The organism is Vibrio hangzhouensis (genome assembly GCF_900107935.1).
Taxonomy (GTDB): Bacteria; Pseudomonadota; Gammaproteobacteria; order Enterobacterales; family Vibrionaceae; genus Vibrio; species Vibrio hangzhouensis.
The window spans coordinates 25,249-48,847 of record NZ_FNVG01000021.1; the positions used below are offsets into that span (position 1 = coordinate 25,249).

23 protein-coding genes are annotated in these 23,599 nt (G+C 48.7%); 7 read left to right on the forward strand and 16 right to left on the reverse strand.

Annotation, left to right across the window (positions count from 1 at the left end; translation table 11 throughout):
- The first annotated feature begins 412 nt into the window (after nt 1–412).
- The 5 genes from ilvG to ilvA are packed head-to-tail and all read left to right on the forward strand — an operon-like array spanning nt 413 to nt 6,706.
- Nucleotides 413–2,059: an acetolactate synthase 2 catalytic subunit gene (gene ilvG, locus C4S60_RS17685; RefSeq protein ID WP_103881690.1), complete on the forward strand. Its 1,647-nt coding sequence runs from the start codon at nt 413–415 to the stop codon at nt 2,057–2,059.
- Complete coding sequence (gene ilvM, locus C4S60_RS17690; protein ID WP_103881691.1) at nt 2,059–2,340, forward strand: acetolactate synthase 2 small subunit; 282 nt, start codon at nt 2,059–2,061, stop codon at nt 2,338–2,340. The genes ilvG and ilvM overlap by 1 nt, the downstream gene beginning before the upstream one ends.
- A 14-nt stretch (nt 2,341–2,354) precedes the next feature.
- Nucleotides 2,355–3,308 carry a branched-chain amino acid transaminase gene (locus C4S60_RS17695; protein WP_103881692.1) on the forward strand — a complete coding sequence of 318 codons (954 nt, stop codon included), beginning with the start codon at nt 2,355–2,357 and terminating at the stop codon, nt 3,306–3,308.
- Nucleotides 3,309–3,320: 12 nt separating this feature from the next.
- Nucleotides 3,321–5,162: a dihydroxy-acid dehydratase gene (ilvD, locus tag C4S60_RS17700; RefSeq protein WP_103881693.1), complete on the forward strand. Its 1,842-nt coding sequence runs from the start codon at nt 3,321–3,323 to the stop codon at nt 5,160–5,162.
- Between the two features lie 5 nt (nt 5,163–5,167).
- Nucleotides 5,168–6,706, forward strand: coding sequence for a threonine ammonia-lyase, biosynthetic (gene ilvA / locus C4S60_RS17705; protein ID WP_103881737.1), 1,539 nt, complete (start codon nt 5,168–5,170; stop codon nt 6,704–6,706).
- Nucleotides 6,707–6,742: 36 nt separating this feature from the next.
- Here the strand turns inward: ilvA and punR are convergent, their stop codons facing one another.
- Nucleotides 6,743–7,645, reverse strand: coding sequence for a DNA-binding transcriptional activator PunR (gene punR, locus C4S60_RS17710; RefSeq protein WP_103881694.1), 903 nt, complete (start codon nt 7,643–7,645; stop codon nt 6,743–6,745).
- A gap of 143 nt (nt 7,646–7,788) precedes the next feature.
- On the opposite strand from punR, the gene punC reads away from it, so the two are divergent.
- Nucleotides 7,789–8,994: a purine nucleoside transporter PunC gene (punC, locus tag C4S60_RS17715; RefSeq protein ID WP_103881695.1), complete on the forward strand. Its 1,206-nt coding sequence runs from the start codon at nt 7,789–7,791 to the stop codon at nt 8,992–8,994.
- 44 nt (nt 8,995–9,038) lie between these two features.
- Here the strand turns inward: punC and C4S60_RS17720 are convergent, their stop codons facing one another.
- Nucleotides 9,039–9,815 (reverse strand): transporter substrate-binding domain-containing protein, encoded by a 777-nt coding sequence (locus tag C4S60_RS17720; protein ID WP_103881696.1) that lies wholly within the window; start codon nt 9,813–9,815, stop codon nt 9,039–9,041.
- A gap of 93 nt (nt 9,816–9,908) precedes the next feature.
- On the opposite strand from C4S60_RS17720, the gene C4S60_RS17725 reads away from it, so the two are divergent.
- Nucleotides 9,909–10,652, forward strand: a complete 744-nt coding sequence (locus C4S60_RS17725) for an amino acid ABC transporter permease (RefSeq protein WP_103881697.1) — start codon at nt 9,909–9,911, stop codon at nt 10,650–10,652.
- A 52-nt stretch (nt 10,653–10,704) separates the two neighbouring features.
- Here the strand turns inward: C4S60_RS17725 and glmU are convergent, their stop codons facing one another.
- From glmU to mnmG, 14 genes are all read right to left on the reverse strand, one after another.
- Nucleotides 10,705–12,066, reverse strand: coding sequence for a bifunctional UDP-N-acetylglucosamine diphosphorylase/glucosamine-1-phosphate N-acetyltransferase GlmU (gene glmU, locus C4S60_RS17730; RefSeq protein ID WP_103881698.1), 1,362 nt, complete (start codon nt 12,064–12,066; stop codon nt 10,705–10,707).
- Between the two features lie 153 nt (nt 12,067–12,219).
- Complete coding sequence (locus C4S60_RS17735; RefSeq protein ID WP_006073053.1) at nt 12,220–12,642, reverse strand: F0F1 ATP synthase subunit epsilon; 423 nt, start codon at nt 12,640–12,642, stop codon at nt 12,220–12,222.
- Between the two features lie 18 nt (nt 12,643–12,660).
- Nucleotides 12,661–14,064 carry a F0F1 ATP synthase subunit beta gene (gene atpD / locus C4S60_RS17740; RefSeq protein ID WP_103881699.1) on the reverse strand — a complete coding sequence of 468 codons (1,404 nt, stop codon included), beginning with the start codon at nt 14,062–14,064 and terminating at the stop codon, nt 12,661–12,663.
- 35 nt (nt 14,065–14,099) lie between these two features.
- The gene (gene atpG / locus C4S60_RS17745) at nt 14,100–14,966 is read right to left on the reverse strand and encodes a F0F1 ATP synthase subunit gamma (protein ID WP_103881700.1); all 867 of its coding nucleotides are present in this window, start codon (nt 14,964–14,966) and stop codon (nt 14,100–14,102) included.
- A gap of 41 nt (nt 14,967–15,007) precedes the next feature.
- The gene (atpA, locus tag C4S60_RS17750) at nt 15,008–16,549 is read right to left on the reverse strand and encodes a F0F1 ATP synthase subunit alpha (RefSeq protein ID WP_103881701.1); all 1,542 of its coding nucleotides are present in this window, start codon (nt 16,547–16,549) and stop codon (nt 15,008–15,010) included.
- 13 nt (nt 16,550–16,562) lie between these two features.
- Complete coding sequence (gene atpH, locus C4S60_RS17755) at nt 16,563–17,096, reverse strand: F0F1 ATP synthase subunit delta (RefSeq protein WP_103881702.1); 534 nt, start codon at nt 17,094–17,096, stop codon at nt 16,563–16,565.
- Between the two features lie 14 nt (nt 17,097–17,110).
- A complete protein-coding gene (gene atpF / locus C4S60_RS17760) occupies nt 17,111–17,581 on the reverse strand; it encodes a F0F1 ATP synthase subunit B (RefSeq protein WP_103881703.1) in 471 nt (156 codons plus the stop codon).
- An 82-nt stretch (nt 17,582–17,663) separates the two neighbouring features.
- Nucleotides 17,664–17,918 carry a F0F1 ATP synthase subunit C gene (atpE, locus tag C4S60_RS17765; RefSeq protein WP_006073065.1) on the reverse strand — a complete coding sequence of 85 codons (255 nt, stop codon included), beginning with the start codon at nt 17,916–17,918 and terminating at the stop codon, nt 17,664–17,666.
- Nucleotides 17,919–17,980: 62 nt separating this feature from the next.
- Complete coding sequence (atpB, locus tag C4S60_RS17770) at nt 17,981–18,787, reverse strand: F0F1 ATP synthase subunit A (RefSeq protein ID WP_006073067.1); 807 nt, start codon at nt 18,785–18,787, stop codon at nt 17,981–17,983.
- Between the two features lie 8 nt (nt 18,788–18,795).
- The gene (locus tag C4S60_RS17775; RefSeq protein WP_088876467.1) at nt 18,796–19,185 is read right to left on the reverse strand and encodes a F0F1 ATP synthase subunit I; all 390 of its coding nucleotides are present in this window, start codon (nt 19,183–19,185) and stop codon (nt 18,796–18,798) included.
- A gap of 190 nt (nt 19,186–19,375) precedes the next feature.
- The gene (locus C4S60_RS17780) at nt 19,376–20,257 is read right to left on the reverse strand and encodes a ParB/RepB/Spo0J family partition protein (RefSeq protein WP_103881704.1); all 882 of its coding nucleotides are present in this window, start codon (nt 20,255–20,257) and stop codon (nt 19,376–19,378) included.
- A gap of 23 nt (nt 20,258–20,280) precedes the next feature.
- The gene (locus C4S60_RS17785; RefSeq protein WP_103881705.1) at nt 20,281–21,054 is read right to left on the reverse strand and encodes a ParA family protein; all 774 of its coding nucleotides are present in this window, start codon (nt 21,052–21,054) and stop codon (nt 20,281–20,283) included.
- A 13-nt stretch (nt 21,055–21,067) separates the two neighbouring features.
- Nucleotides 21,068–21,703, reverse strand: coding sequence for a 16S rRNA (guanine(527)-N(7))-methyltransferase RsmG (gene rsmG / locus C4S60_RS17790; RefSeq protein ID WP_103881706.1), 636 nt, complete (start codon nt 21,701–21,703; stop codon nt 21,068–21,070).
- Entirely contained in the window at nt 21,700–23,595 is a 1,896-nt protein-coding gene (gene mnmG, locus C4S60_RS17795) for a tRNA uridine-5-carboxymethylaminomethyl(34) synthesis enzyme MnmG (protein ID WP_103881707.1), read from the reverse strand. The genes rsmG and mnmG overlap by 4 nt, the downstream gene beginning before the upstream one ends.
- Between the last annotated feature and the right edge of the window lie 4 nt (nt 23,596–23,599).

Sequence of the window (23,599 nt, forward strand, 5' to 3'; positions counted from 1 at the left end):
ATACAGCGACATTTAATGCTGAGTAAATGTGAAAAAAGTATGATTTTTTGCTTGTCAGGTAACAGAAATTTGTGATACCACTAGTGACGCAAACATTTTCGTTAGAACCAATACAACGATTTATAAACAAGATAATGACTTTTAACGCTCACTCTCACACTCTGATTAGCCTGATTATTGTGGTCCTGATTGGTACCGCACGGGGGCATGTGGGCGGAAAATAACCACGAGATTCAGAAAACCCCCGCACTGAAAAGTCCGGGGGTTTTTTTACAAACTCGAAATACAAATTTGATAGTGATCACTCATTAAAGCCTCGACAGGCGGAAATGACAGGAAAAATGGGAGCACACAATGTGCAGTCGAACGACAATCCGTCACGACAACAAACGTGACAATCAAGGAGGCTATAATGACAGGTGCTGAATTAGTTGTAGCCGCATTGAAACAACAGGGCATCAAGACCGTGTTTGGTTACCCTGGTGGAGCCATCATGCCAATCTACGATGCCTTATATGATGGTGGTGTGGAACACATCCTTTGCCGACACGAACAAGGCGCAGCCATGGCCGCCATAGGAATGGCAAGAGCCACCAAAGATGTCGCTGTGTGTATGGCCACTTCCGGCCCTGGCGCTACCAACCTCGTAACCGGCCTTGCCGACGCTTTCCTCGACTCTATCCCTCTCGTTGCTATCACTGGCCAAGTCGCCAGTTCACATATCGGTACTGATGCCTTCCAGGAAATGGATGTGATCGGCATGTCCCTCTCCTGTACCAAACACAGCTATCTGGTTACCGATATTGAAGATCTGGCCCCAACATTGGCCGAAGCATTTGAAGTTGCCAAAACAGGCAGACCAGGTCCGGTCATCGTCGATATCGCTAAGGATGTCCAACTTGCTAATGCTCCGGTAGAAGTATTGCCTTCCTTCACCCCGCCGGCTATTCCTGTCGCCTGCGAAGCGCAACTCAAACTGGCTCAGCAATTGTTGGATGAGAGTTCCCGCCCGGTTTTATATGTCGGTGGCGGTGTTCAACTGGCCAAAGCCACCAATTCCGTTCGCGAGTTCCTTCGCATCAACCCTATGCCAAGTGTCAGCACGCTTAAGGGGCTAGGCACGATTGACCGACACGACCCTCACTATCTGGGCATGCTCGGTATGCACGGTACCAAAGCCGCCAACCTGGTGGTGCAAGAGTGTGACCTACTCATCGTGGTCGGTGCGCGCTTTGACGACCGTGTGACCGGTAAGCTAGATACGTTCGCACCGCACGCTAAGGTGATTCACATCGATATCGATGCAGCCGAGTTCAATAAACTGCGTGAGGCGCATGCGGCGCTACGTGGTGATATCAATGTGATCTTGCCTCAGCTTGAGCTATCAAAAGACATCAACGCATGGGCACATCACAGTGAGAGCCTGCGCAGCGGCTTCAAGTGGCGCTACGACCACCCAGGCGATCTGATATTTGCCCCGCTGCTGCTAAAACAGCTCTCGGACATGATGCCAGAGAATTCCATCGTCTCTACCGACGTTGGTCAGCACCAGATGTGGGCTGCTCAGCACATTCAGCCAAGACTGCCTGAGAACTTTATAACCTCAGCGGGTCTCGGCACTATGGGCTTTGGTCTGCCAGCGGCGATGGGCGCGGCAGTAGGACGTCCTGATGACCAATCGGTACTGATTACCGGTGACGGCTCATTCATGATGAATGTGCAAGAGCTCGGTACGCTTAAACGCCGTCAGATCCCAGTGAAAATTGTACTGTTAAATAACCAGCGTCTTGGTATGGTAAGGCAGTGGCAATCACTGTTTTTTGATGGCAGACACAGCGAAACTATCCTGGATGACAACCCGGACTTCGTGATGTTGGCGAAAGCGTTCGACATCCCTGGAAAAACCATCACACGCAAGGAAGAAGTCGAGCCTGCACTGAAAGAGATGCTTGAAAGCAAGACCTCCTATATGCTTCACGTTCTGATCGATGAAGAAGAAAACGTATGGCCTTTGGTTCCACCGGGCGCCTCAAATAGTGACATGCTGGAGAATACCTAATGGACAGATATCTACTAGACATCAAAGCCGATGACAAACCTGTCTTGCTAGAGCGCGTTCTACGCGTCATTCGCCACCGTGGCTTTATCATCAAACAAGTGGCGGCCACACAAAACCACGAAAGTAAGATTGCCAGTGTCGAGATCATTGTGGATAGCGATCGCCCTATCACCACCCTGATCAACCAAATCGAAAAGCTTTGGGATATTCGAACCGTTGAAGTGACAGAGCTGAAACATAACGAGCTGACCAATCACAACCTACAAGAACAAAGTGCATAAGGAAGGAATGCTAAATGGCTAAGAACACAGCAGATTTTATTTGGTTTAATGGTGAGATGGTTCCATGGGCTGAGGCGAACGTTCACGTCTTAACTCACGCAATGCACTACGGTACATCTGTTTTTGAAGGGGTACGCTGCTACAACACACCAAATGGTCCCGTGGTATTCCGTCATCCAGAGCACGCCAAGCGCCTGAAAGATTCTGCCAAGATATACCGCTTCCCTATTCCATTTAGCGAAGAGGAAATCATGGAAGCAACGCGTGAAACACTGCGTCAGAACAAGCTTGAGTCTGCCTATATCCGTCCGCTTGGCTTTGTTGGCAATGTAGGTCTGGGCGTCTGCCCACCAGAAGGCACGCAGATGGAGCTAATCATCGCGGCCTTCCCATGGGGCTCCTACCTGGGTGAAGAAGCACTGGCCAATGGTGTCGATGCCATGATCTCCAGCTGGAACCGTGCAGCACCTAACACCATACCAACCGCAGCAAAAGCGGGCGGTAACTACCTGTCATCGCTGCTTGTAGGTGGTGAAGCGCGTCGTCATGGGTACGATGAAGGCATCGCTCTCAGCGTTGACGGTTACCTCTCCGAAGGCGCCGGTGAAAACATTTTCGTGGTTAAAGATGGCGTAATCACTACCCCGCCAGCCACCAGCGCAATCCTGCCGGGCATCACTCGTGACTCAATTATGACTCTGGCCAAAGACATGGGCTATGAAGTGCGTGAAGCAAACATTGCCCGCGAAGCGCTATATCTTGCAGACGAAGTCTTTATGACTGGCACTGCCGCCGAGATCGTCCCGGTACGCACCATCGACAAAATCGAGGTCGGTGAAGGCAAACGCGGCCCTATCACGAAAGTGATGCAAGACGCGTATTTTGGCCTATTCAACGGCACCATTGAAGATAAGTGGGGCTGGCTCGATTACGTATACCCAGAACAGAAACCAGCATCAGCAAAATAAGGAAGTAGTACAATGCCTAAATACAGATCAGCCACCACAACTCATGGTCGCAATATGGCTGGTGCTCGTGCGCTCTGGCGCGCCACTGGCGTGAAAGAAGAAGATTTCGGCAAACCAATCATTGCCGTAGTGAACTCATTTACTCAATTTGTACCAGGTCACGTGCACCTGAAAGACTTGGGTCAGTTAGTGGCACAAGAAATAGAACAAGCTGGCGGTATCGCTAAAGAATTCAATACCATCGCTGTGGATGATGGTATCGCGATGGGTCACGGCGGTATGCTTTACTCGCTGCCTTCTCGCGAACTGATCGCAGACTCGGTTGAGTACATGGTTAATGCGCACTGTGCTGACGCGATGGTGTGTATCTCCAACTGCGATAAGATCACTCCGGGAATGCTAATGGCTTCAATGCGCCTGAATATCCCAGTGATCTTTGTTTCTGGTGGTCCTATGGAAGCGGGTAAAACCAAGCTGTCTGATCAGATCATCAAACTGGATCTGGTGGATGCGATGATCCAGGGTGCCGATCCAACAGTCTCTGATGAGCAGAGTGAGCAGGTCGAGCGCTCCGCTTGTCCAACATGCGGCTCTTGCTCTGGTATGTTTACCGCTAACTCGATGAACTGTCTGACCGAAGCTCTGGGCTTATCTCAGCCTGGTAACGGCTCTCTGCTGGCGACGCACGCGGATCGTGAAGTGCTGTTTAAGAACGCCGGTAAACGCATTGTTGACCTCACCAAACGCTACTACGAACAAGATGATGCCTCAGCGCTGCCGCGTAATATCGCCAGCAAAGAAGCATTCGAAAACGCAATGGCGCTAGATATTGCCATGGGCGGCTCTACTAACACGGTTCTTCACCTACTTGCCGCGGCGCAAGAGGGTGAAGTCGACTTTGATATGGAAGATATCGATCAGATGTCTCGCCGCGTGCCAAACCTTTGTAAGGTGGCCCCTTCAACGCCTAAGTACCATATGGAAGACGTACACCGCGCGGGTGGTGTTATCGGTATCCTAGGTGAGCTTAACCGCGCAGGTCTATTGAACAACCAAACAAAAACGGTACTTGGTCTGACAATGGAAGAGCAACTGGCTCAGTACGACATCATGCTGACGGATTCGGAAGAAGTGAAATCCTTCTACCGCGCCGGCCCTGCGGGTATTCGTACCACGCAAGCCTTCTCACAAGATTGTCGCTGGGACACCCTTGATGACGACCGTGAAAATGGTTGTATCCGCACCAAAGAGAATGCCTACAGTCAGGACGGTGGCCTCGCCGTACTGAAAGGAAATATCGCCCTGGACGGCTGTATCGTCAAGACAGCAGGGGTTGATGAGAGCATTCTAAAATTCCAGGGACCAGCAGTCGTATTTGAAAGCCAGGAAGACGCTGTAGACGGCATCTTAGGCGGCAAAGTAAAAGCGGGTGACGTCGTCGTGATTCGCTATGAAGGCCCTAAAGGCGGCCCAGGTATGCAGGAAATGCTGTATCCAACAACCTACCTGAAATCAATGGGACTGGGCAAAGAGTGTGCGCTGCTTACTGATGGTCGCTTCTCCGGTGGTACATCCGGTTTGTCTATCGGCCACGCCTCACCGGAAGCGGCAAACGGCGGTACCATAGGCTTAGTGAAAGATGGGGATCTGATCAACATCGACATTCCAAACCGTACGATTACCCTTGAAGTGACAGAAGACGAACTGGCGGCACGTCGCGCTCAACAGGACGAGTTGGGTTGGAAACCAGCGAATCGTGAACGTACCGTATCGCTGGCGCTGAAAGCCTATGCCAATCTGGCAACCAGTGCCGATAAAGGCGCGGTTCGTGATAAGTCCAAGCTCGAGGGTTAATGCTGATGAGCGATGCTGATAATCATCCCGTTTCTGGCGCAGACTATCTGCGTCAGATACTGAGAGCTCCGGTCTATGAAGTGGCAACCGTCACGCCACTTCAGGACATGCCCAGACTGAGTAACCGCATTGGTAATCAGGTTCAGATTAAACGTGAAGATCGCCAACCGGTACACTCGTTTAAGCTACGCGGTGCCTACAATATGGTAGCCAACCTGAGTGACGCACAGAAAAACGCTGGTGTGATTGCGGCTTCCGCGGGTAACCACGCGCAGGGGATGGCGCTGTCGGGCACCAAACTGGGCATCAACACCACCATTGTGATGCCAAAAACCACCCCGGATATCAAGGTTGAAGCGGTGCGTGGCTTTGGTGGTCATGTAGTGCTGCACGGCAGCAACTTTGATGAAGCTAAAGCCGAAGCTGAGCGCCTGTCACAAGAGCATGGATACACCTTTGTCCCTCCCTTCGATCACCCACTGGTGATCGCAGGCCAGGGAACCATAGGGATGGAAATGCTGCAGCAAAATGGTCATCTGGACTATATTTTTGTTCCCGTTGGCGGTGGTGGTCTGGCCGCAGGCGTAGCGGTACTGGTAAAACAGCTGATGCCGGAAATCAAGGTCATTGCTGTCGAGCCGGAAGATTCAGCCTGCCTGAAAGCCGCACTGGACGCAGGTGAGCCTATCGCACTTGATCAGGTCAGCATGTTTGCCGACGGCGTTGCGGTGAAAATCATCGGTCAAGAAACCTTCAGGCTGTGCCAGAAGTACATTGATGGCCACATTACTGTCTCAAGCGATGAAATTTGCGCGGCGGTCAAAGATATCTTTGAAGACACCCGCGCCATTGCCGAACCCTCAGGAGCGCTGGCACTGGCGGGGCTGAAAAAGTTCGCGGAACAAAATGAACTGAAAGACAAACAGCTTGGTACTGTGCTCTCCGGTGCCAATACCAATTTCCACGGTCTGCGTTATGTCTCTGAGCGCTGTGAGCTGGGTGAAAAGCGTGAAGGCATTCTGGCTGTCACGATTCCAGAGCGTCAGGGCGCTTTCTTCGAGTTTTGCAACATCATTGGTGGTCGTGCTGTTACCGAGTTTAACTACCGCTACAACGATGATCAGCTGGCTAACATCTTTGTCGGTGTCCGGCTAGTTGGTGGACAGGAAGAGCTCGAAGGTATTATCAGTGATCTGCGAGCCAGCGGTTATCCGGTAGTCGATTTGTCCGATGATGAAATGGCGAAGCTGCATATCCGTTATATGATTGGTGGCAGACCGTCAAAGCCGCTGAAAGAGCGTCTATACAGCTTCGAGTTTCCAGAGTACCCAGGTGCGCTGCTCAAGTTCCTGAGCACACTCGGTACTCACTGGAATATCAGCCTGTTCAACTACCGAAATCAGGGGGCGGATTATGGCCGCGTGCTATGTGGTTTTGAACTGGAAGACAGTGATTTGAATGAATTTTCGGCGCACCTGCGAGAATTGGGCTATCAGTGCAAGGATGAAACGGACAATCCATCCTACAAGTTCTTCTTGTCCTGAGACTGAGACCAACAGATGGGAAGCCTGAGCTTCCCATTATTCTTTGAGCCAGTCCTGATACAACTTATCTTCATCGCCCAAATAGTCCAGCATCCACTCCAGCAGGTTGTGATTATCATGCTTTCTCCACACCAGACAACACTCACTTGATAACTGGGAGTCCACCAGTTGCCGCTCCACTAGCAGACCGTAGTCAATGAGTGGTTGTGCTATATGTCGGGGCATGTAACCGATCCCAACCCCTTTTTTCAGACACTCAATTGCCGTAAACCAGTTAGGCAGCAATAAGCGCCGCTGCTGAGGATAGTGTTCGGTATGCCGCTTGGGTAGTACCCGCGAGGTATCATCGATGCAAATGGCCGGAAACTGACTCACAAAGGCCTCATCCAGTCGCGTGTGGCAAGCACAGGGATGACAGGGTGCCATGACCAGCGCCCAGTCCAGGCTACCGATTTTCTTGACCCCGTATTCACCACCGACGGGCACCGCTGACGTCGCTCCTATTACGATATCGGCGCGCTGCTCAGAAATGGCCTCCCAGGCACCGTTGTACACTTCCATGTTGATCTGCAGCTCAGCAAACTCAAACTGCTTATAAAAATTTTCAATCAAATCAGACAGTTTGTCGACTCTGACAACATTATCCAGAGTCAGCTTTAAGCTACTTTGCCAGCCTAATGCTGCCCGGCGAGTTTGATGTGTCACTTCATCCATCTGGCGTAACATCTGACGGGCCTGTGCCATAAATACTTGCCCTGCAGGCGTCAGTTCCACCCTGCGAGGTAGACGGTTAAACAAAGCCACGCCAAGCTCCTGCTCTATCTGTCTCACACTGTAGCTGATCGCAGAGGGCACTTTATGCAGAACGTCTGCCGCTGCACTAAAACTGCCCAGACGAGCAACCACATCCAACATCTCCAGAGAGGATCGAGAATACATAACTATTTTTGCTTTCAAATTTTTTGATAGATAACTACAAAATATAGCGTTTTATTTTTCCAGTTTCCAAAAATAGAATACAACTCATCAGCAGTATGGGCTGGCGCCAATCCATTCCTGTGAAATTATTTCAAGGAATAACAATGAAAATCACCAAAATTCAACTTATCTATCTTTCTGCTCTGTCTATGTTGGGCTTTATTGCCACGGATATGTATTTACCCGCCTTTAAGCTGATAGAGCAGGATTTTGCCACCGGCCCGGAGCAGGTCGCGCTTTCTCTTACCGTATTTTTAGTCGGGATGGGTCTGGGCCAGTTGTTGTGGGGACTCGCTAGTGACCGTTATGGTCACCGTAACACCCTGTTTGCCGGCTTAGCTATTTTCAGTGTTGCTTCTGTCGGGCTCGCCTGGAGCCAGGAAGTATGGCAGCTGTTGTCACTGCGTTTGTTGCAGGCTGTCGGTGTTTGCGCCCCAGCCGTGATTTGGCAGTCGATGGTTATCGACAAGTTTGACAAGCGGACCAGTCAGCAGATTTTTGCCACCATCATGCCATTGGTCGCCCTCTCTCCGGCTTTGGCACCGCAACTAGGTGTATTACTGACCGAGATCTGGGGTTGGCACAGTATCTTTGTTGTCCTGGCTATCACCGGTGTACTTTTAGCGGTGATCACCCTGTCAATGGAAGATCGCAGCCGTTCAGACAAACAACGCTCTTCGGTATCGGCCGATCTTAACAGTCTGATCCGTTCGCGCGAGTATCTTGGCAACGTCATGATGTATGCAGTGGCCTCCGCGGCGTTCTTCGCTTACCTGACCGGCATGCCGGAAATCATGAGTCAGCTCGGTTATTCGGCCAAAGATATTGGTCTGAGCTTTATCCCGCAAACCGTTGCGTTCATGCTTGGCGGTTACATAGGAAAAAAACTGGTGGCGAAACTGGGCGATGAAGCGGTACTAAGACAACTGCTGGGACTGGAAACTGTCGCAATCCTGCTGGTATTTGTCGCTTGCCAGTGGCAGTTAAGCAGCGTTTGGCCCATACTGGCTCCTTTCTGTTTGCTGGCCATCGCCAACGGTGCCCTTTACCCGATTGTGGTCAACCGCGCGCTATCCAGTGCGCCGCATTGCTCTGCGACAGCAGCGGGTCTGCAAAACAGTCTGCAAGTCAGTGTCAGTAGTCTGGCAAGCGCCATTGTTGCGGGCTTCGCCGTAGTCGCTCAGTCGGCGGTGGGGTATGTCATATTAGGCTGTCTGGTGCTGATGTGGCTCGGTTATCTCATCGCGACCCCGGCTCTCACCCGCGAACTGACCTTACCGGACAACTCTCGCGTGGTCAGTGACGAATAAGCTAAAATAAAGGGCGACATGGTCGCCCTTTTCCATTCCATCGACTAGAGGCTCTTTAAGCCCCACTTAGCTGCCGTGGCTTCAAAGAAGCCCTGGGTCTTTTTCAACTCAACCCAGTGATTGACATAATTTATCCAGACCTGATCATTTTGTGGCAGTAGCATGGAGATTGGAGTTGGCTTACGTGGCTCTTTCACCGGCACAATCGCCAATTGACTGAACTTGGTCACCAGCGTGGCCGCCTCGACGTTAGAAGTTACAGAGACATCTGCTCGACGGGCTAAAAGCTCCTGAAAATCACGAGCGGGCGCCTCAATCACGATGTGCTGTGCCTGCGGAAAGAAGTCTTTGACCATTTTTTCCTGAACGGTTCCCAGTGTTGCCGCCACTCTTACCTCTGGCTTATCAAAATCTCCCCAATCAGAGAACTTATCCAGATCTTTCTTCTGCACCACAGGTACAAATGCGAGGTAAAAATAAGGCTGACTGTAGCCGGCCACCTTGGCACGTGACATGTTAAGCGAGGCACTGCCTGTCATGTCGTATTTGTCAGCAATGACACCATTCACCAATGTTTTCCAGTCCGTAGCCACATACTCCACTTTGACGCCCAGATCTTTGGCAAGCTCCGTGGTGACATCAATATCAAAACCGCGGTAAGAGTTTGTCGCCGGATCTTTCATGGTCATGGGGTTCCAGTCACCGGTGGTGCCCACGCGAAGAACTCCAGAGTCGAGGATCTTTTGCAAGCGACTGGTCTCTGCCGCCACCTGACCAATAGAAAGCAAAGCAATAATAAAACCGAGAATCCACTTCTTCATTGATTAATCCCTAAAAATAGTAAACATTCGATGTATAACCTTTGATAACATAGCAGTAACAGATGGAATTTTCAGGAAAAAATAGGGACGTTTGTGAGCCACCGAATAGTTACAGTCATTTTATGCCTGCCATTTCTGGGAGGTTGCTCTGATTACCAGTGGGGCTGGTATGTACTTGATCCGGGCACCGAACAGGGCAAAACGAACCTAAGCTTTTTGCTGGCGGGTTTCGAAGATACTATCTATGTATCACTACTCAGTATGTTGTTCGCCATGCTACTGGGCCTGATGGTTGCTTTCCCTGCGCTGTCTTCAAACCCCTGGCTACGAGCTATCAATCGCCTCTATGTAGAGGTCATACGGTCGATCCCGGTACTGGTATTATTGCTGTGGGTTTACTATGGCATGCCGACCCTGCTGGACATCTCATTAAACCATTTTTGGGCAGGCGTGATAGCACTTACTATCGCAGAAAGTGCCTTTATGGCGGAGGTATTCCGAGGCGGTATCCAGGCCATCATGCGTGGGCAACATGAAGCGGCGGAGTCGCTGGGACTGAACTACTGGCAAAAAATGCGACTGGTGATTCTACCGCAGGCTTTTAGGCAGATATTACCACCACTTGGCAATCAGTTTGTTTACATTCTCAAGATGTCATCTCTGGTGAGCGTCATCGGGTTGAGCGATCTCACCCGCCGTGCCAATGAGCTGGTGGTTAACGAGTACTTACCTTTGGAAATCTACACGTTTCTGGTGCTGGAATACTTGTTGTTGATTCTGTTGGTGTCGCAGGCCGTTCGCTGGCTGGAAAAACGCATCGCCATCCCCAGCCATTAATCAGACACAAAAAAAGGGCCTCAATAAGACCCTTTCTAGTTACCATTTAAGGTTATTTTTTCTTAACCGGACGCTGCCAGCCTGTGATCTTGCGCTCTCTTGCGCGAGTGATCACTAACTCACCCGCTGCGACATCTTTGGTCAAGGTAGTGCCAGCGCCAATCGTAGCACCATCAGCGATAGTAACTGGTGCCACCAGCTGACTGTCAGAGCCAACAAATACATCATTACCAATGACGGTCTTAAACTTATTCGCACCATCGTAGTTACAGGTAATCACACCAGCACCAACATTGGTACGCTGACCAATTTCAGCATCCCCTAGATAAGTCAGGTGGTTCGCTTTGGATCCTTCACCCAAACGAGCATTTTTCACTTCAACGAAGTTGCCAACATGTGAGTCATTACGCAGATCTGCACCAGGACGAAGACGGGTAAATGGACCAACCGTACATTCTTCACCCACGGTTGCACCCTCAATGACACTGTATGGACGCACTAGCGTGTTGTCGTCGATTTCACAGTCTTTCAGCACACAGCCTGTGCCGATGACGACGTTATCACCCAAGGTGACGCTGCCTTCGATAATCACGTTCGCATCAATTTCAACGTCCATACCGCACTGTAGCTGACCACGCAGATCAAAGCGGGCCGGATCACGAAGCATCACTCCTTGTTCAAGCAGTTTCTGCGCTTGCATCGACTGGAAGGCACGCTCAAGTCTGGCCAGTTGTGCACGGTCATTGACCCCTTCAACTTCAATCGGGTTGGCCGGGTGAACGGCTTCTACCGCACGACCTTCATTGTGAGCCGCGGCAATCACGTCTGTCAGGTAATACTCACCTTGAGCATTATCATTGCTAAGGCCAGACAGCCAACGCTTCAGGTCACCACCGGTTGCCACCATCACACCGGTGTTGATCTCTTTAATCAGCTTCTGCTCTTCAGTCGCATCTTTTTGCTCAACGATCGCCACCACAGGGCCGTTCTTGCGCACAATACGGCCGTAACCCATTGGGTTATCCAGAACAACAGTTAATAAAGCGATACCGCCTGTCGGCTGTGCTTCTAGCAGGTTTTCAATGGTTTGTTCAGAGATCAATGGCACATCACCGTATAGCACCAGTACTTTCTCGTCATCTGCAAAGTGTGGAGACGCCTGATCAACCGCATGACCAGTACCAAGTTGATCAGCCTGTAGTACCCAGTTCACTGTTTCTTGCTCAAGAGCCGACTTCATAAGGTCGCCACCGTGACCATACACTAGGTGGATATTTTGAGAGCCTAAACCTTCACACGTATCGATGACATGCTTGACCATCGGCTTACCTGCCAGAGTGTGCAACACTTTGGGCTTATTAGAATACATGCGGGTTCCTTTCCCCGCAGCAAGAACAACTGCACTGAATTTCATTATTATCAAACCATTGACGTTATTTAATCTATGGTCATTCTAGCGGTCAATAAAGGAAGTGTTAATTGGATTGGATAAATTTCTATTAAAAATTAAGCAAAAAGGCGACCCAATGGTCGCCTTTTTCATCGCGGTTAATTCAGTTGAACTGAATTAACGACGTTTTTTTGTCAGTTCGATCACTCGAAGCTGAGCAATGGCTTTAGCCAGTTCACTGGCCGCTTGCGCGAAGTCCATGTCGCCATGCTGATTCTGGATATGCTCCTCAGCTTTGCGCTTGGCTTCTTCCGCCTTTGCTGCGTCTAGTTCTTCACCACGGATTGCGGTATCAGCCAGCACAGTCGCTGTGCCAGGCTGAACTTCAACAATACCACCAGAGACATATATGAACTCTTCGTGGCCGTGCTGTTTCACGATACGCACCATACCAGGCTTGATAGCGGTCAGCAGCGGTGTGTGACCATGGAAGATACCAAGTTCACCTTCGCTACCGGACACCTGGAACGTTTCAACACGACCTGAGAAAAGTTTTTTCTCTGCGCTTACTACGTCTAGGTGAAAGGTTATTGCTGCCATATCGCCTCCTAATTAGCCTTATAGCTTCTTCGCATTCTCGATAGCATCGTCAATCGTACCGCAGTACATGAACGCTTGCTCTGGAATGTCATCGTAGTCACCAGCTAGTAGACCTTTGAAGCCACGTAGAGTCTCTTTAAGAGGTACGTAGATGCCAGGGTCGCCAGTAAATACTTCCGCTACGTGGTAAGGCTGAGTTAGGAAACGCTCAATCTTACGAGCACGAGATACGACTTGCTTATCTTCTTCAGATAGCTCGTCCATACCTAGGATCGCGATGATGTCTTTCAGCTCTTTATAGCGTTGCAGCGTTTGCTGCACACCACGTGCTACATCGTAGTGCTCCTGACCAACAACTAGAGGATCAAGCATACGAGATGTTGAATCTAGTGGGTCGATCGCTGGGTATAGACCCATTGCAGCGATGTTACGGTTAAGTACAACCGTTGCATCCAAGTGCGCAAACGTAGTTGCTGGAGACGGGTCAGTCAAGTCATCCGCAGGTACGTATACCGCCTGTACAGACGTGATAGAACCCGTTTTCGTTGACGTGATACGCTCCTGCAGTACACCCATCTCTTCTGCAAGAGTTGGCTGATAACCTACCGCAGATGGCATACGACCTAGAAGTGCCGATACCTCTGTACCTGCAAGCGTGTAACGGTAGATGTTATCAACGAACAGTAGTACGTCACGACCTTCGTCACGGAACCTCTCTGCCATTGTTAGACCAGTCAGTGCAACACGCAGACGGTTACCTGGTGGCTCGTTCATCTGACCGTAAACCATTGCTACTTTTGATTCTTCAGGATTCTCAACGTTTACAACGCCCGCTTCCTGCATCTCAAAGTAGAAGTCGTTACCTTCACGAGTACGCTCACCTACACCCGCAAATACGGATAGACCTGAGTGTTGTAGTGCGATGTTGTTGATAAGCTCCATCATGTTAACGGTCTTACCTACACCTGCACCACCGAATAGACCGATTTTACCACCCTTAGCGAATGGGCAAACCAAGTCGATTACTTTAACACCCGTTTCTAGAAGCGCGACCTCATTTGATTGCTCTTCATAGCTTGGCGCTTCACGGTGAATCGCATAGCTTTCTTCTGCACCGATCTCACCACACTCATCAATCGCATCACCGAGTACGTTCATGATACGACCAAGCGTCTTAGTACCTACTGGTACTGAGATTGGCGCGCCTGTGTTTTCTACTGTTACGCCACGACGTAAACCATCAGAGCTACCCATTACGATACAACGAACTACGCCACCGCCTAGCTGTTGTTGAACTTCAAGAACAAGACGCTCTTTAGAGTCCGTTACGTTTAGAGCATCGTATACACTTGGTACGTCACTCTGTGGGAACTCTACGTCGACTACCGCACCGATGATCTGTACGATCTTACCTGTAGCCATCGTTAATCCTCTAATCTATTTCGTTTTACCTAAGCTTAAACCGCAGCTGCGCCGCCAACGATTTCTGATAGTTCTTGTGTGATAGCCGCTTGACGCGCCTTGTTGTACACAAGCTCTAGATCTTCAATCAAGTTGGTCGCATTATCCGTTGCAGCTTTCATTGCAATCATTCGAGCCGCTTGCTCACAAGCAAGGTTCTCTACCACACCTTGATACACTTGAGATTCGATATAACGAAGCAATAGTGCGTCTAGTAGTGGTTTTGGCTCAGGCTCATAAATGTAGCCCCATGAATGTTCGCGCTGCATCTCTTCACTGTCAGATTTAGGCAGAGGTAGCAATTGATCGATCGTTGGTTCCTGAATCATAGTGTTCACAAAGTGGTTATACACTACGTACAGGCGATCCAATTCGCCTTCGTCATATTTCTTCAGCATGACGCCAACAGTACCGATTAGGTCTTCAAGACTTGGGTCATCGCCCAATCCTGACACCTGTGCCGCTACCTTTGCGCCGCTGTTGTTAAAGAATGCTGTTGCCTTTGAGCCAATAATAGCCAAGTCAATTTCAGCACCTTTATCTTTCCAATCCTGCATCTCTAAGATAGCTTTCTTGAACAGGTTAATGTTCAAGCCACCACAGAGACCGCGGTCAGTAGAAATAATGACATAACCAACACGCTTGGCTTCACGCTCTTCTAGGTACGGATGTTGGTACTCTAGGTTTGCGTTAGCCAAATGACCGATCACTTTACGCATAGTTTCAGCGTATGGACGAGAAGCTTCACGCGCGTCTTGCGAACGACGCATTTTTGAAGCTGCTACCATTTCCATCGCTTTCGTAATTTTCTGAGTGCTTTTCACACTACCGATTTTATTACGTATCTCTTTTGCGCCGGCCATCGTTACTCTCCATAAGTGGTGACCAAAAGGTCACCCACCAATTACCAAGTCTGAGTTGCTTTGAAATCGTCAGCCAGTTTCTTAAGCTGAGCTTCGATTTCATCGTTGTAAGCACCCGTGGTGTTGATCTCTGCAGCAAGATCAGCATAGTGACTGTGAGCATACGATAGAAGCGCTGCTTCGAAGTCTAGAATCTTGTTGATTTCAACATCTTCCAGATAGCCGCGCTCAACAGCAAAGATAACTAGCGCTTGGTCAAATACAGACATTGGAGCATATTGCTTCTGCTTCATTAGCTCTGTAACTTTTTGACCGTGGCTTAGCTGACGCTTAGTTGCTTCATCTAGATCAGATGAGAACTGTGCGAATGCCGCTAGTTCACGATAAGCCGCTAGTGCAGTACGAATACCGCCTGATAGCTTCTTAATGATCTTAGTCTGTGCTGAACCACCTACACGAGATACTGAGATACCTGGGTCAACCGCCGGACGAACACCCGCGTTGAAGGCTTCAGTTTGTAGGAAGATCTGACCATCGGTAATCGAGATTACGTTTGTCGGTACGAATGCAGATACGTCACCAGCTTGAGTTTCGATGATAGGAAGAGCAGTCAAAGAACCAGTCTTACCTTTCACTTCACCGTTAGTGAAACGCTCTACGTACTCTTCATTTACACGAGCAGCACGCTCTAGTAGACGCGAGTGGAGGTAGAATACGTCACCCGGGAATGCCTCACGGCCTGGTGGACGTTTTAGAAGTAGAGAGATCTGACGGTAAGCTACCGCTTGCTTAGATAGATCATCATAAACAATCAGAGCGTCTTCACCACGATCACGGAAGTACTCACCCATTGCACAACCTGAGTATGGTGCCAGGTATTGCAGTGCAGCAGACTCAGATGCAGACGCGACAACAACGATAGTGTTTGCTAGTGCACCGTGCTCTTCCAGTTTACGTACTACGTTTGCGATAGTAGAAGCCTTCTGGCCAATCGCTACGTAGATAGAGAAGATACCAGAATCTTTCTGGTTGATGATTGCATCGATCGCCATCGCCGTTTTACCGATCTGGCGGTCACCGATGATAAGCTCACGCTGACCACGACCGATTGGGATCATAGAGTCAACTGACTTATAACCAGTTTGTACTGGCTGATCAACCGATTTACGGTCGATTACACCAGGTGCAATCACTTCTACTGGCGACGTCAATTTCGCTTCAATTGGACCTTTGCCATCAATTGGCTCACCCAGTGTGTTTACAACACGACCAAGCAATTCTGGACCAACTGGAACTTCAAGAATACGACCAGTACCTGTTACTTTCATGCCTTCCTTAAGGTCGGCATATGGGCCCATTACTACCGCACCAACCGAGTCACGCTCAAGGTTAAGTGCTAGTGCAAAACGGCCACCCGGTAATTCAATCATTTCACCTTGCATCACGTCCGCTAGGCCGTGAATGCGAATGATACCATCGCTTACCGATACGATAGTACCTTCATTACGAGCTTCACTCACAACTTCGAAAGATTCGATACGTTGTTTGATTAGTTCGCTAATTTCCGTGGAATTAAGTTGCATGCTCCAATCCCCATCAAGACTGCAATGCATCACTCAGGCGGTTTAAACGACCGCGTGCTGAGTTATCAATTACAAGATCTCCGGCTCGAATAATAACCCCACCAAGTAGGGCCTCATCTACACTGCAATTCAGCTTAACTTTGCGCTCTAGACGCTTCTCAAGTTTGTCGCTGATCGCTGCAAGCTGCTCATCGCTTAGCTCAGATGCGGAGATAACCTCTACATCTACTTGTTTCTCTAACTCTTTTTTCAGAGCAAGAAACTCAGCTAACACGTCAGGCAGGGCTGCTAGTCGACCATTTTCAGCCATCACCTTAATTAGGTTTTGACCAAATTCATCAAACTGTTCACCACCAACTGCAATAAAAACTTCAGCAATTTTATTTGCTGTCACAGAACCCGTAAGCAGGTTTGCGATGTCTTCATTTTTGGTAATTTCAGCGGCAAAAGTTAGCATTTCAACCCATTGGTCTAGTGCTTTCTTGTCTACCGCAAAGTCAAATGCTGCTTTAGCATAGGGGCGTGCGATTGTAGTCAATTCAGACATATGCGCCCCTCGCTTTAAAGTTTCGCAGTAATATTGTCGAGAATATCTTTCTGCGCATCTTTATCGATAGTACGCTCCAGAATCTTCTCAGCACCAGCTACAGCCAGAGTTGCAACTTGTTTGCGCAGCTCATCGCGGGCACGGTTACGTTCAGCTTCAATTTCCGCTTCAGCCTGAGCAAGAATCTTATGGCGTTCTGCCAAAGCTTCTTCACGAGCTTCATCGATAATTTGCGCTTTACGCTTGTTTGCCTGTTCAATGACCTCTGTTGCAGTGCGCTTCGCTTCTTTCATTTGGTCAGAAGCGTTGGCTTGTGCTAGATCCAAGTCTTTTGCAGCGCGTTCAGCCGCTACAAGACCGTCAGCGATTTTTTTCTGACGTTCTTCAATCGCATTCATGATTGGTGGCCATACATACTTCATGCAGAACCACACAAATAGTGCGAATGAGATTGCTTGACCTAGCAGAGTTGCGTTCATATTCACAACAGCTACCCCTCTAATGGTTCATTGACGAGCTAAAGTTTAATCAGGTGACAAGTCCGAAACTTGTCTGAGAAAAAGCTGATTAACCTAGCTGACCAACGAACGGGTTCGCGAACGTGAATAGCAGTGCGATAACAACACCGATCATAGGAACCGCATCAAGTAGACCTGCGATGATGAACATCTTAACTTGAAGCATCGGAGCCATTTCAGGTTGACGAGCTGCGCCTTCAAGGAATTTACCACCCAGAAGACCAAAACCGATCGCCGTACCAAATGCTGCCATACCGATAATGATACCTACGGCGATTGCAGAAAAGCTCAGTAAAGTTTCCATTACTATCTCCAATTTATAGTTGTTGGCTTAAAATATATGCCCAAATAAAAAGCGTTAATTTATTAGTGATCGCTGTCTTCGTGTGCCATTGATAGATAAACAATCGTTAGCATCATAAACACGAAGGCTTGAATCGTAATAACCAGAATATGGAATATCGCCCATGGTAGTGAGCCCATCCATTGTAAATACCATGGTAGCATTGCAGCACAAAGAATGAAGACCACCTCACCCGCAAACATGTTACCGAACAGACGCATACCGAGAGACAGTGGCTTTGAAAGCAAAGACACGACTTCGATCAGCATGTTGAAAGGAATCATGATTGGATTGTTAAATGGGTGTAGCGTCAATTCTTTTGTAAAGCCAACTAGACCTTTTACTTTGATGCTGTAGTAAATCATCAGAGCAAAAACACCTAGCGCCATAGCCATGGTGATATTGACATCAGCAGAAGGTACCACTTTCAAGTAAGGGATGCCCATCTGCTCTGCAGGGTAAGGTAAGAAGTCAATTGGCACTAAGTCCATGACGTTCATTAAAAATACCCAACAGAAGATAGTTAGTGCTAAGGGCGCGATTAGCGCATTGCGTCCATGAAACGTTTCTTTCACGTTGTCGTCAACGAATTCCACGATCATTTCAACAAAACACTGCAGCTTGCCCGGCACACCAGCTGTTGCTTTCTTAGCTACTGAACGAAATACCCCTAAGAATATCAAGCCAGTAAACACAGAAAAAAACAGGCTATCGATATGTACGTTCCAGAAACTCGTCTCCTCCACTAGACCAAGGCTTCCTAAAGAAAGGTTGGTTAAGTGGTGAGTGATATATCCGGCCGATGTTAGCGCTTCACCTGGCGCAGCCATAACTCATCCTATTTTTTGTTGTTAACGAATATTACTGGTGCCATAAGGTTAATTAAGACGGCCAGTAAAAAAGTGAGATTCAAGGGAATCACTTCCACCTGAATATACATGTAAGCGATTGAGAATAGAGCCACTGTAATGAGGATTTTCAGAGTCACACCTGCATAGAACGATGCGGCAACTTTTTTGGCTGCTCGCGCCCCACTAAACAAAAATGCACACAATGCAAAAACCGCATTAGCGATAACAAAACTGCCACCACCAATGAGCGCTGAAATTCCCCACTCAGCATTTACAGCCACTGCCATTCCAACAGCTACCAATGTAACCGCGCAGGCTTGGATCAGTAACAATCGCTTCGCGAGCTCTCGTCCTGGCCTAGCTAGCACTGCTACCATGTATTCTTACCTATATACTTTTCCACAATGCACCTAATTACTACTGTGCTGGGAGATTCGCGAAAATTATACTTTCCGACAAACTTATTGCAATCAAACCGCACCAAAAAGGTGCTATTTTATTCACAAAACCATAACTTTCGCACAAAATTTCAATTTATAAATAATTGACCTACATCAATTATCTCATTTAGCTCTCAAGCTTGGCAATAAGTTGCTCCAATTTGTGAGGTTCATCAAGACTTATCGTAACTTTAGATTTTCCACTTGCATTTCGAACCAGAGACACTTTTGCCCCCAATTTTTCACTTAAACGCAACGAAATTTCTTTTGCATCACGGTCTTCTGACTGTTTTTTCTCTGAAGAGTTCGGTTTTAAGCACTTTTTCACCAGATCTTCCGTCTGGCGCACCGTCAGTTGTTTCTTAGCAACCGTTGCAGCTAACTCACACTGAACGTCGCCTTCGAGAGCCAATAAAGCGCGAGCATGGCCCATATCAAGGAGTTTATCCTCAACCAGTTTCTTGACCGGCGTCTCCAACTGGTTGAGACGCAGCAAGTTACTGACAGCTGTACGCGACTTACCAATGACATCAGCCACTTGTTGGTGAGTCAGTTCAAACTCATCCTGCAGTCGCTCTAAAGCCTGAGCTTCTTCAATGGCATTGAGATCTTCACGTTGGATGTTTTCAATCAACGCCATCGCTACCGCAGCGCGATCCTGAACATTTTTCACCAGACACGGCACCATTTTCAGGCCCGCTTGTCTGGCGGCACGCCAACGTCGCTCACCTGCAATGATTTCATATTGCTCATGGCCCACGCTTCGTACCACGATAGGCTGAATAATGCCTTGCGACTGAATGGACGCAGCCAGTTCCTCTAACGCCTCTGACGCCATATCTTTGCGAGGTTGATAAATACCTGGACGCAGGCTATTGATTGAGAGTTCTGCCAAATCTCCGTCAGCAGACATCGTTTGACTTTGAGTGGCTACCTGCTGTTTTTCTCTTGCGATTGAGCTAGTAGACAGCAGCGCGTCTAGCCCCTTTCCTAAACCACGTTTGGACATTGAATCGATTTTCCTTAAGAGCGTTAAGCCAATACTTCTTCGCGTCGTAACATCTCACCCGCCAGAGCAAGATAAGCTTTAGCACCCGCTGAATACTTATCGTAATACATCGCGGGTTTGCCATGACTTGGCGCTTCTGCGAGGCGTACATTCCTAGGGATAACGGTTCGGTAAACCTTATCGCCAAAGTGCTTCTTCAACTGTTCAGACACTTCGTTCGCGAGTCGATTTCGAGGGTCATACATGGTTCGAAGTAACCCTTCAATCTTCAAGTTTTCATTAACTACCGCGGCCAGCTTGCTGATGGTATCCATCAATGCAGTCAGTCCCTCAAGAGCAAAATATTCACATTGCATCGGCACCAACACGGAGTCAGCAGCAGCCATTGCGTTAATTGTAAGTAGGTTCAAAGAGGGAGGACAATCGATAAAGATGAAATCATAGTTATCGCGGATTGGCGCAAGTGCGTGTTTCAGGCGCACTTCTCGAGCAAACACTTCCATCAGTTTGATCTCTGCAGCGGTAACGTCACCGTTCGCGGCAATCAAGTCAAACTGACCAGAGGTGTTGTCACAAACTACCTGTTCAAAAGGAAGCTCATCAACCAGCAAATCGTAAGCAGTTGTTTCTACTTGATACTTATCGACGCCACTGGCCATCGTCGCATTACCCTGCGGATCGAGATCTATCACCAAGACTTTACGTTTGGTGGCAGCCATCGATGCCGCCAAATTTACACACGTTGTTGTTTTTCCAACGCCACCTTTCTGGTTCGCAATAGCGACAATTTTTCCCACGACAACCTCTCCATTATCCCTTCTTGGATAAGATTACAAGATGACGGTCACCTTCCAACTCAGGAACTTGCAAAGGTTTGATATCGATCACAGAACACCACGCTGGCAATTCTGAGACTTCCTGATCATGAAGCTGACCCTTTAATGCGTAAAAGCGACCACTTTCCGCTTTTGGTAAATGCTCGCACCAGTTGACCATATCGGTCATGGACGCAAAAGCCCGACTCAATACTCCATCAAAGCCACCTTCGGGGTCAAATTCTTCGACGCGAGATTGGACTGGTGTGACATTTTCCAGTTTAAGTTCATGGGCGACTTGCTTAATGAAACGAATTCGCTTGCCAAGGCTGTCGAGCAGCGTAAATGAATACGCGGGATTCATGATAGCCAGCGGAATGCCCGGAAGCCCCGGTCCGGTACCAACATCAATAAAACGTTCACCTTCCAGGTGGCTACTAACAACAATACTATCCAGAATATGTTTCACCAACATATCTTCAGGTCGGCGCACAGAGGTCAGGTTATACGCTTTGTTCCACTTGTCGAGAAGTTGAACATAACCAACCAGCTGTTGTCTTTGAACGTCGGAGACCTCTAATGAGGTCTCTGATAGCAGTTGATCCAGTTTTGCTCTTAAGTTATTGCTCACGCTGCTTCACCTTTCTTCAGCATTCCTTTTTTCTTCAGATATACCAACAAGATAGATATGGCTGCTGGGGTAATACCGGAAATACGAGAAGCAATACCAATGCTTTCAGGCTTCGCCTCACTCAGTTTCGCCACCACTTCATTAGACAACCCCTGCACGTCACTGTAATCAAGATCGGCTGGGATCTTAGTGTTTTCATGTCGTAGTGACTTGGTGATCTCATCTTGTTGACGTTGGATATAGCCTTCGTATTTCACCTGGATCTCTACCTGCTCACTGGCCTGTTGATCCTCCAGAGCGGGTGAAAAGGCCTCCAGTGAGGTCAACTGTGCATAATTCAATTCCGGACGACGCAACAGATCTTCACCGCTGGCTTCGCGTGAAATCGGTGTTTTCAGCAAGGCATTCAGTGCATCGACGCCTTCAGACTTAGGGTTAATCCAGGTTTCTTTCAAACGCTGGCGCTCGTTGGCCATATTATTCATTTTCTCGTTGAAGCGGCTCCAACGCTGCTCGCTAATCAAACCTAGCTCATGCGCTTTTTCGGTCAGACGAATATCGGCGTTGTCTTCACGCAGCAATAGTCGATATTCAGCACGAGAAGTGAACATGCGGTAAGGTTCTTTTGTCCCCATGGTAGAAAGATCATCGATCAATACACCCATGTACGCCTGATCACGACGTGGGCTCCAACCTTCCTTACCCTGAGAGTACAAGCTTGCATTCAGGCCAGCCATTAAACCCTGGGCGGCCGCTTCTTCGTAACCGGTTGTGCCGTTGATTTGTCCCGCAAAGAACAAACCTGAGATAAACTTCGTTTCATAAGTTTGCTTCAAATCACGCGGATCGAAGAAATCATACTCAATCGCATAGCCTGGACGCACAATATGTGCATTCTCAAAGCCTTTCATTGAGCGAACAATTTGGACCTGTACATCAAACGGCAAGCTGGTGGAAATGCCATTTGGGTATAATTCATGAGTGGTCAGCCCTTCAGGCTCGATAAAAATCTGGTGACTGTTTTTATCGGCAAAACGCATCACCTTGTCTTCAATCGACGGACAATAGCGCGGGCCGATGCCTTCGATAACCCCGGCATACATTGGGCTACGATCGAGGTTGTTGCGAATAACTTCATGCGTAGATTCATTCGTGTGGGTAATGAAGCACGGAATCTGAGTCGGGTGCTGACTACGATTACCCATGAAAGAAAAAACAGGAGTAGGGTTATCACCGTGCTGCACTTCCAGTACCGAAAAATCGACACTGCGGGCATCAATACGCGGTGGTGTGCCGGTTTTCAGACGATCAACGCGGAACGGCAATTCACGTAAACGCGCAGCCAGAGCAATTGAAGGTTGATCCCCCATTCGACCACCAGAAGAACTTTCCATTCCAATGTGGATCTTACCACCCAGGAAGGTTCCAACCGTCAATACAACTGATCGTGAACGGAACTTCAATCCCATTTCCGTCACAACACCACGCACCTGATCCTGTTCAACGATCAGATCATCGACCGATTGCTGAAATAGCGTCAGGTTTGGTGTGTTTTCCAGAGCGTGACGCACATACGCTTTGTACAGAGCACGATCTGCTTGTGCGCGTGTTGCTCGTACCGCAGGACCTTTAGAAGCATTCAGTGTGCGAAATTGAATACCGGCATGATCAATGGCTTCAGCCATCAGACCACCCATCGCATCCACTTCTTTTACCAGATGCCCTTTACCAATACCGCCAATGGCTGGGTTACAAGACATCTGACCCAGAGTATCAATATTGTGGGTCAACAGTAGTGTTTTTTGCCCGGTACGAGCAGATGCGAGTGCGGCTTCCGTTCCTGCATGTCCGCCACCCACTACGATGACATCAAATGTTTCGTGATAAAGCATGAAC

Excerpts from the sequence above, each read along its gene's own strand:
- atpA (WP_103881701.1), bottom strand. The coding sequence starts at position 16,549 with ATGCAACTTAATTCCACGGAAATTAGCGAACTAATCAAACAACGTATC.
- atpB (WP_006073067.1), bottom strand. The coding sequence starts at position 18,787 with ATGGCTGCGCCAGGTGAAGCGCTAACATCGGCCGGATATATCACTCAC.
- ilvA (WP_103881737.1), top strand. The coding sequence starts at position 5,168 with ATGAGCGATGCTGATAATCATCCCGTTTCTGGCGCAGACTATCTGCGT.
- atpE (WP_006073065.1), bottom strand. The coding sequence starts at position 17,918 with ATGGAAACTTTACTGAGCTTTTCTGCAATCGCCGTAGGTATCATTATC.
- ilvD (WP_103881693.1), top strand. The coding sequence starts at position 3,321 with ATGCCTAAATACAGATCAGCCACCACAACTCATGGTCGCAATATGGCT.
- C4S60_RS17695 (WP_103881692.1), top strand. The coding sequence starts at position 2,355 with ATGGCTAAGAACACAGCAGATTTTATTTGGTTTAATGGTGAGATGGTT.
- mnmG (WP_103881707.1), bottom strand. The coding sequence starts at position 23,595 with ATGCTTTATCACGAAACATTTGATGTCATCGTAGTGGGTGGCGGACAT.
- ilvG (WP_103881690.1), top strand. The coding sequence starts at position 413 with ATGACAGGTGCTGAATTAGTTGTAGCCGCATTGAAACAACAGGGCATC.
- atpG (WP_103881700.1), bottom strand. The coding sequence starts at position 14,966 with ATGGCCGGCGCAAAAGAGATACGTAATAAAATCGGTAGTGTGAAAAGC.
- atpD (WP_103881699.1), bottom strand. The coding sequence starts at position 14,064 with ATGGCTACAGGTAAGATCGTACAGATCATCGGTGCGGTAGTCGACGTA.
- C4S60_RS17775 (WP_088876467.1), bottom strand. The coding sequence starts at position 19,185 with ATGGTAGCAGTGCTAGCTAGGCCAGGACGAGAGCTCGCGAAGCGATTG.
- punC (WP_103881695.1), top strand. The coding sequence starts at position 7,789 with ATGAAAATCACCAAAATTCAACTTATCTATCTTTCTGCTCTGTCTATG.
- C4S60_RS17780 (WP_103881704.1), bottom strand. The coding sequence starts at position 20,257 with ATGTCCAAACGTGGTTTAGGAAAGGGGCTAGACGCGCTGCTGTCTACT.
- glmU (WP_103881698.1), bottom strand. The coding sequence starts at position 12,066 with ATGAAATTCAGTGCAGTTGTTCTTGCTGCGGGGAAAGGAACCCGCATG.
- punR (WP_103881694.1), bottom strand. The coding sequence starts at position 7,645 with ATGTATTCTCGATCCTCTCTGGAGATGTTGGATGTGGTTGCTCGTCTG.
- C4S60_RS17720 (WP_103881696.1), bottom strand. The coding sequence starts at position 9,815 with ATGAAGAAGTGGATTCTCGGTTTTATTATTGCTTTGCTTTCTATTGGT.
- C4S60_RS17735 (WP_006073053.1), bottom strand. The coding sequence starts at position 12,642 with ATGGCAGCAATAACCTTTCACCTAGACGTAGTAAGCGCAGAGAAAAAA.
- ilvM (WP_103881691.1), top strand. The coding sequence starts at position 2,059 with ATGGACAGATATCTACTAGACATCAAAGCCGATGACAAACCTGTCTTG.
- atpH (WP_103881702.1), bottom strand. The coding sequence starts at position 17,096 with ATGTCTGAATTGACTACAATCGCACGCCCCTATGCTAAAGCAGCATTT.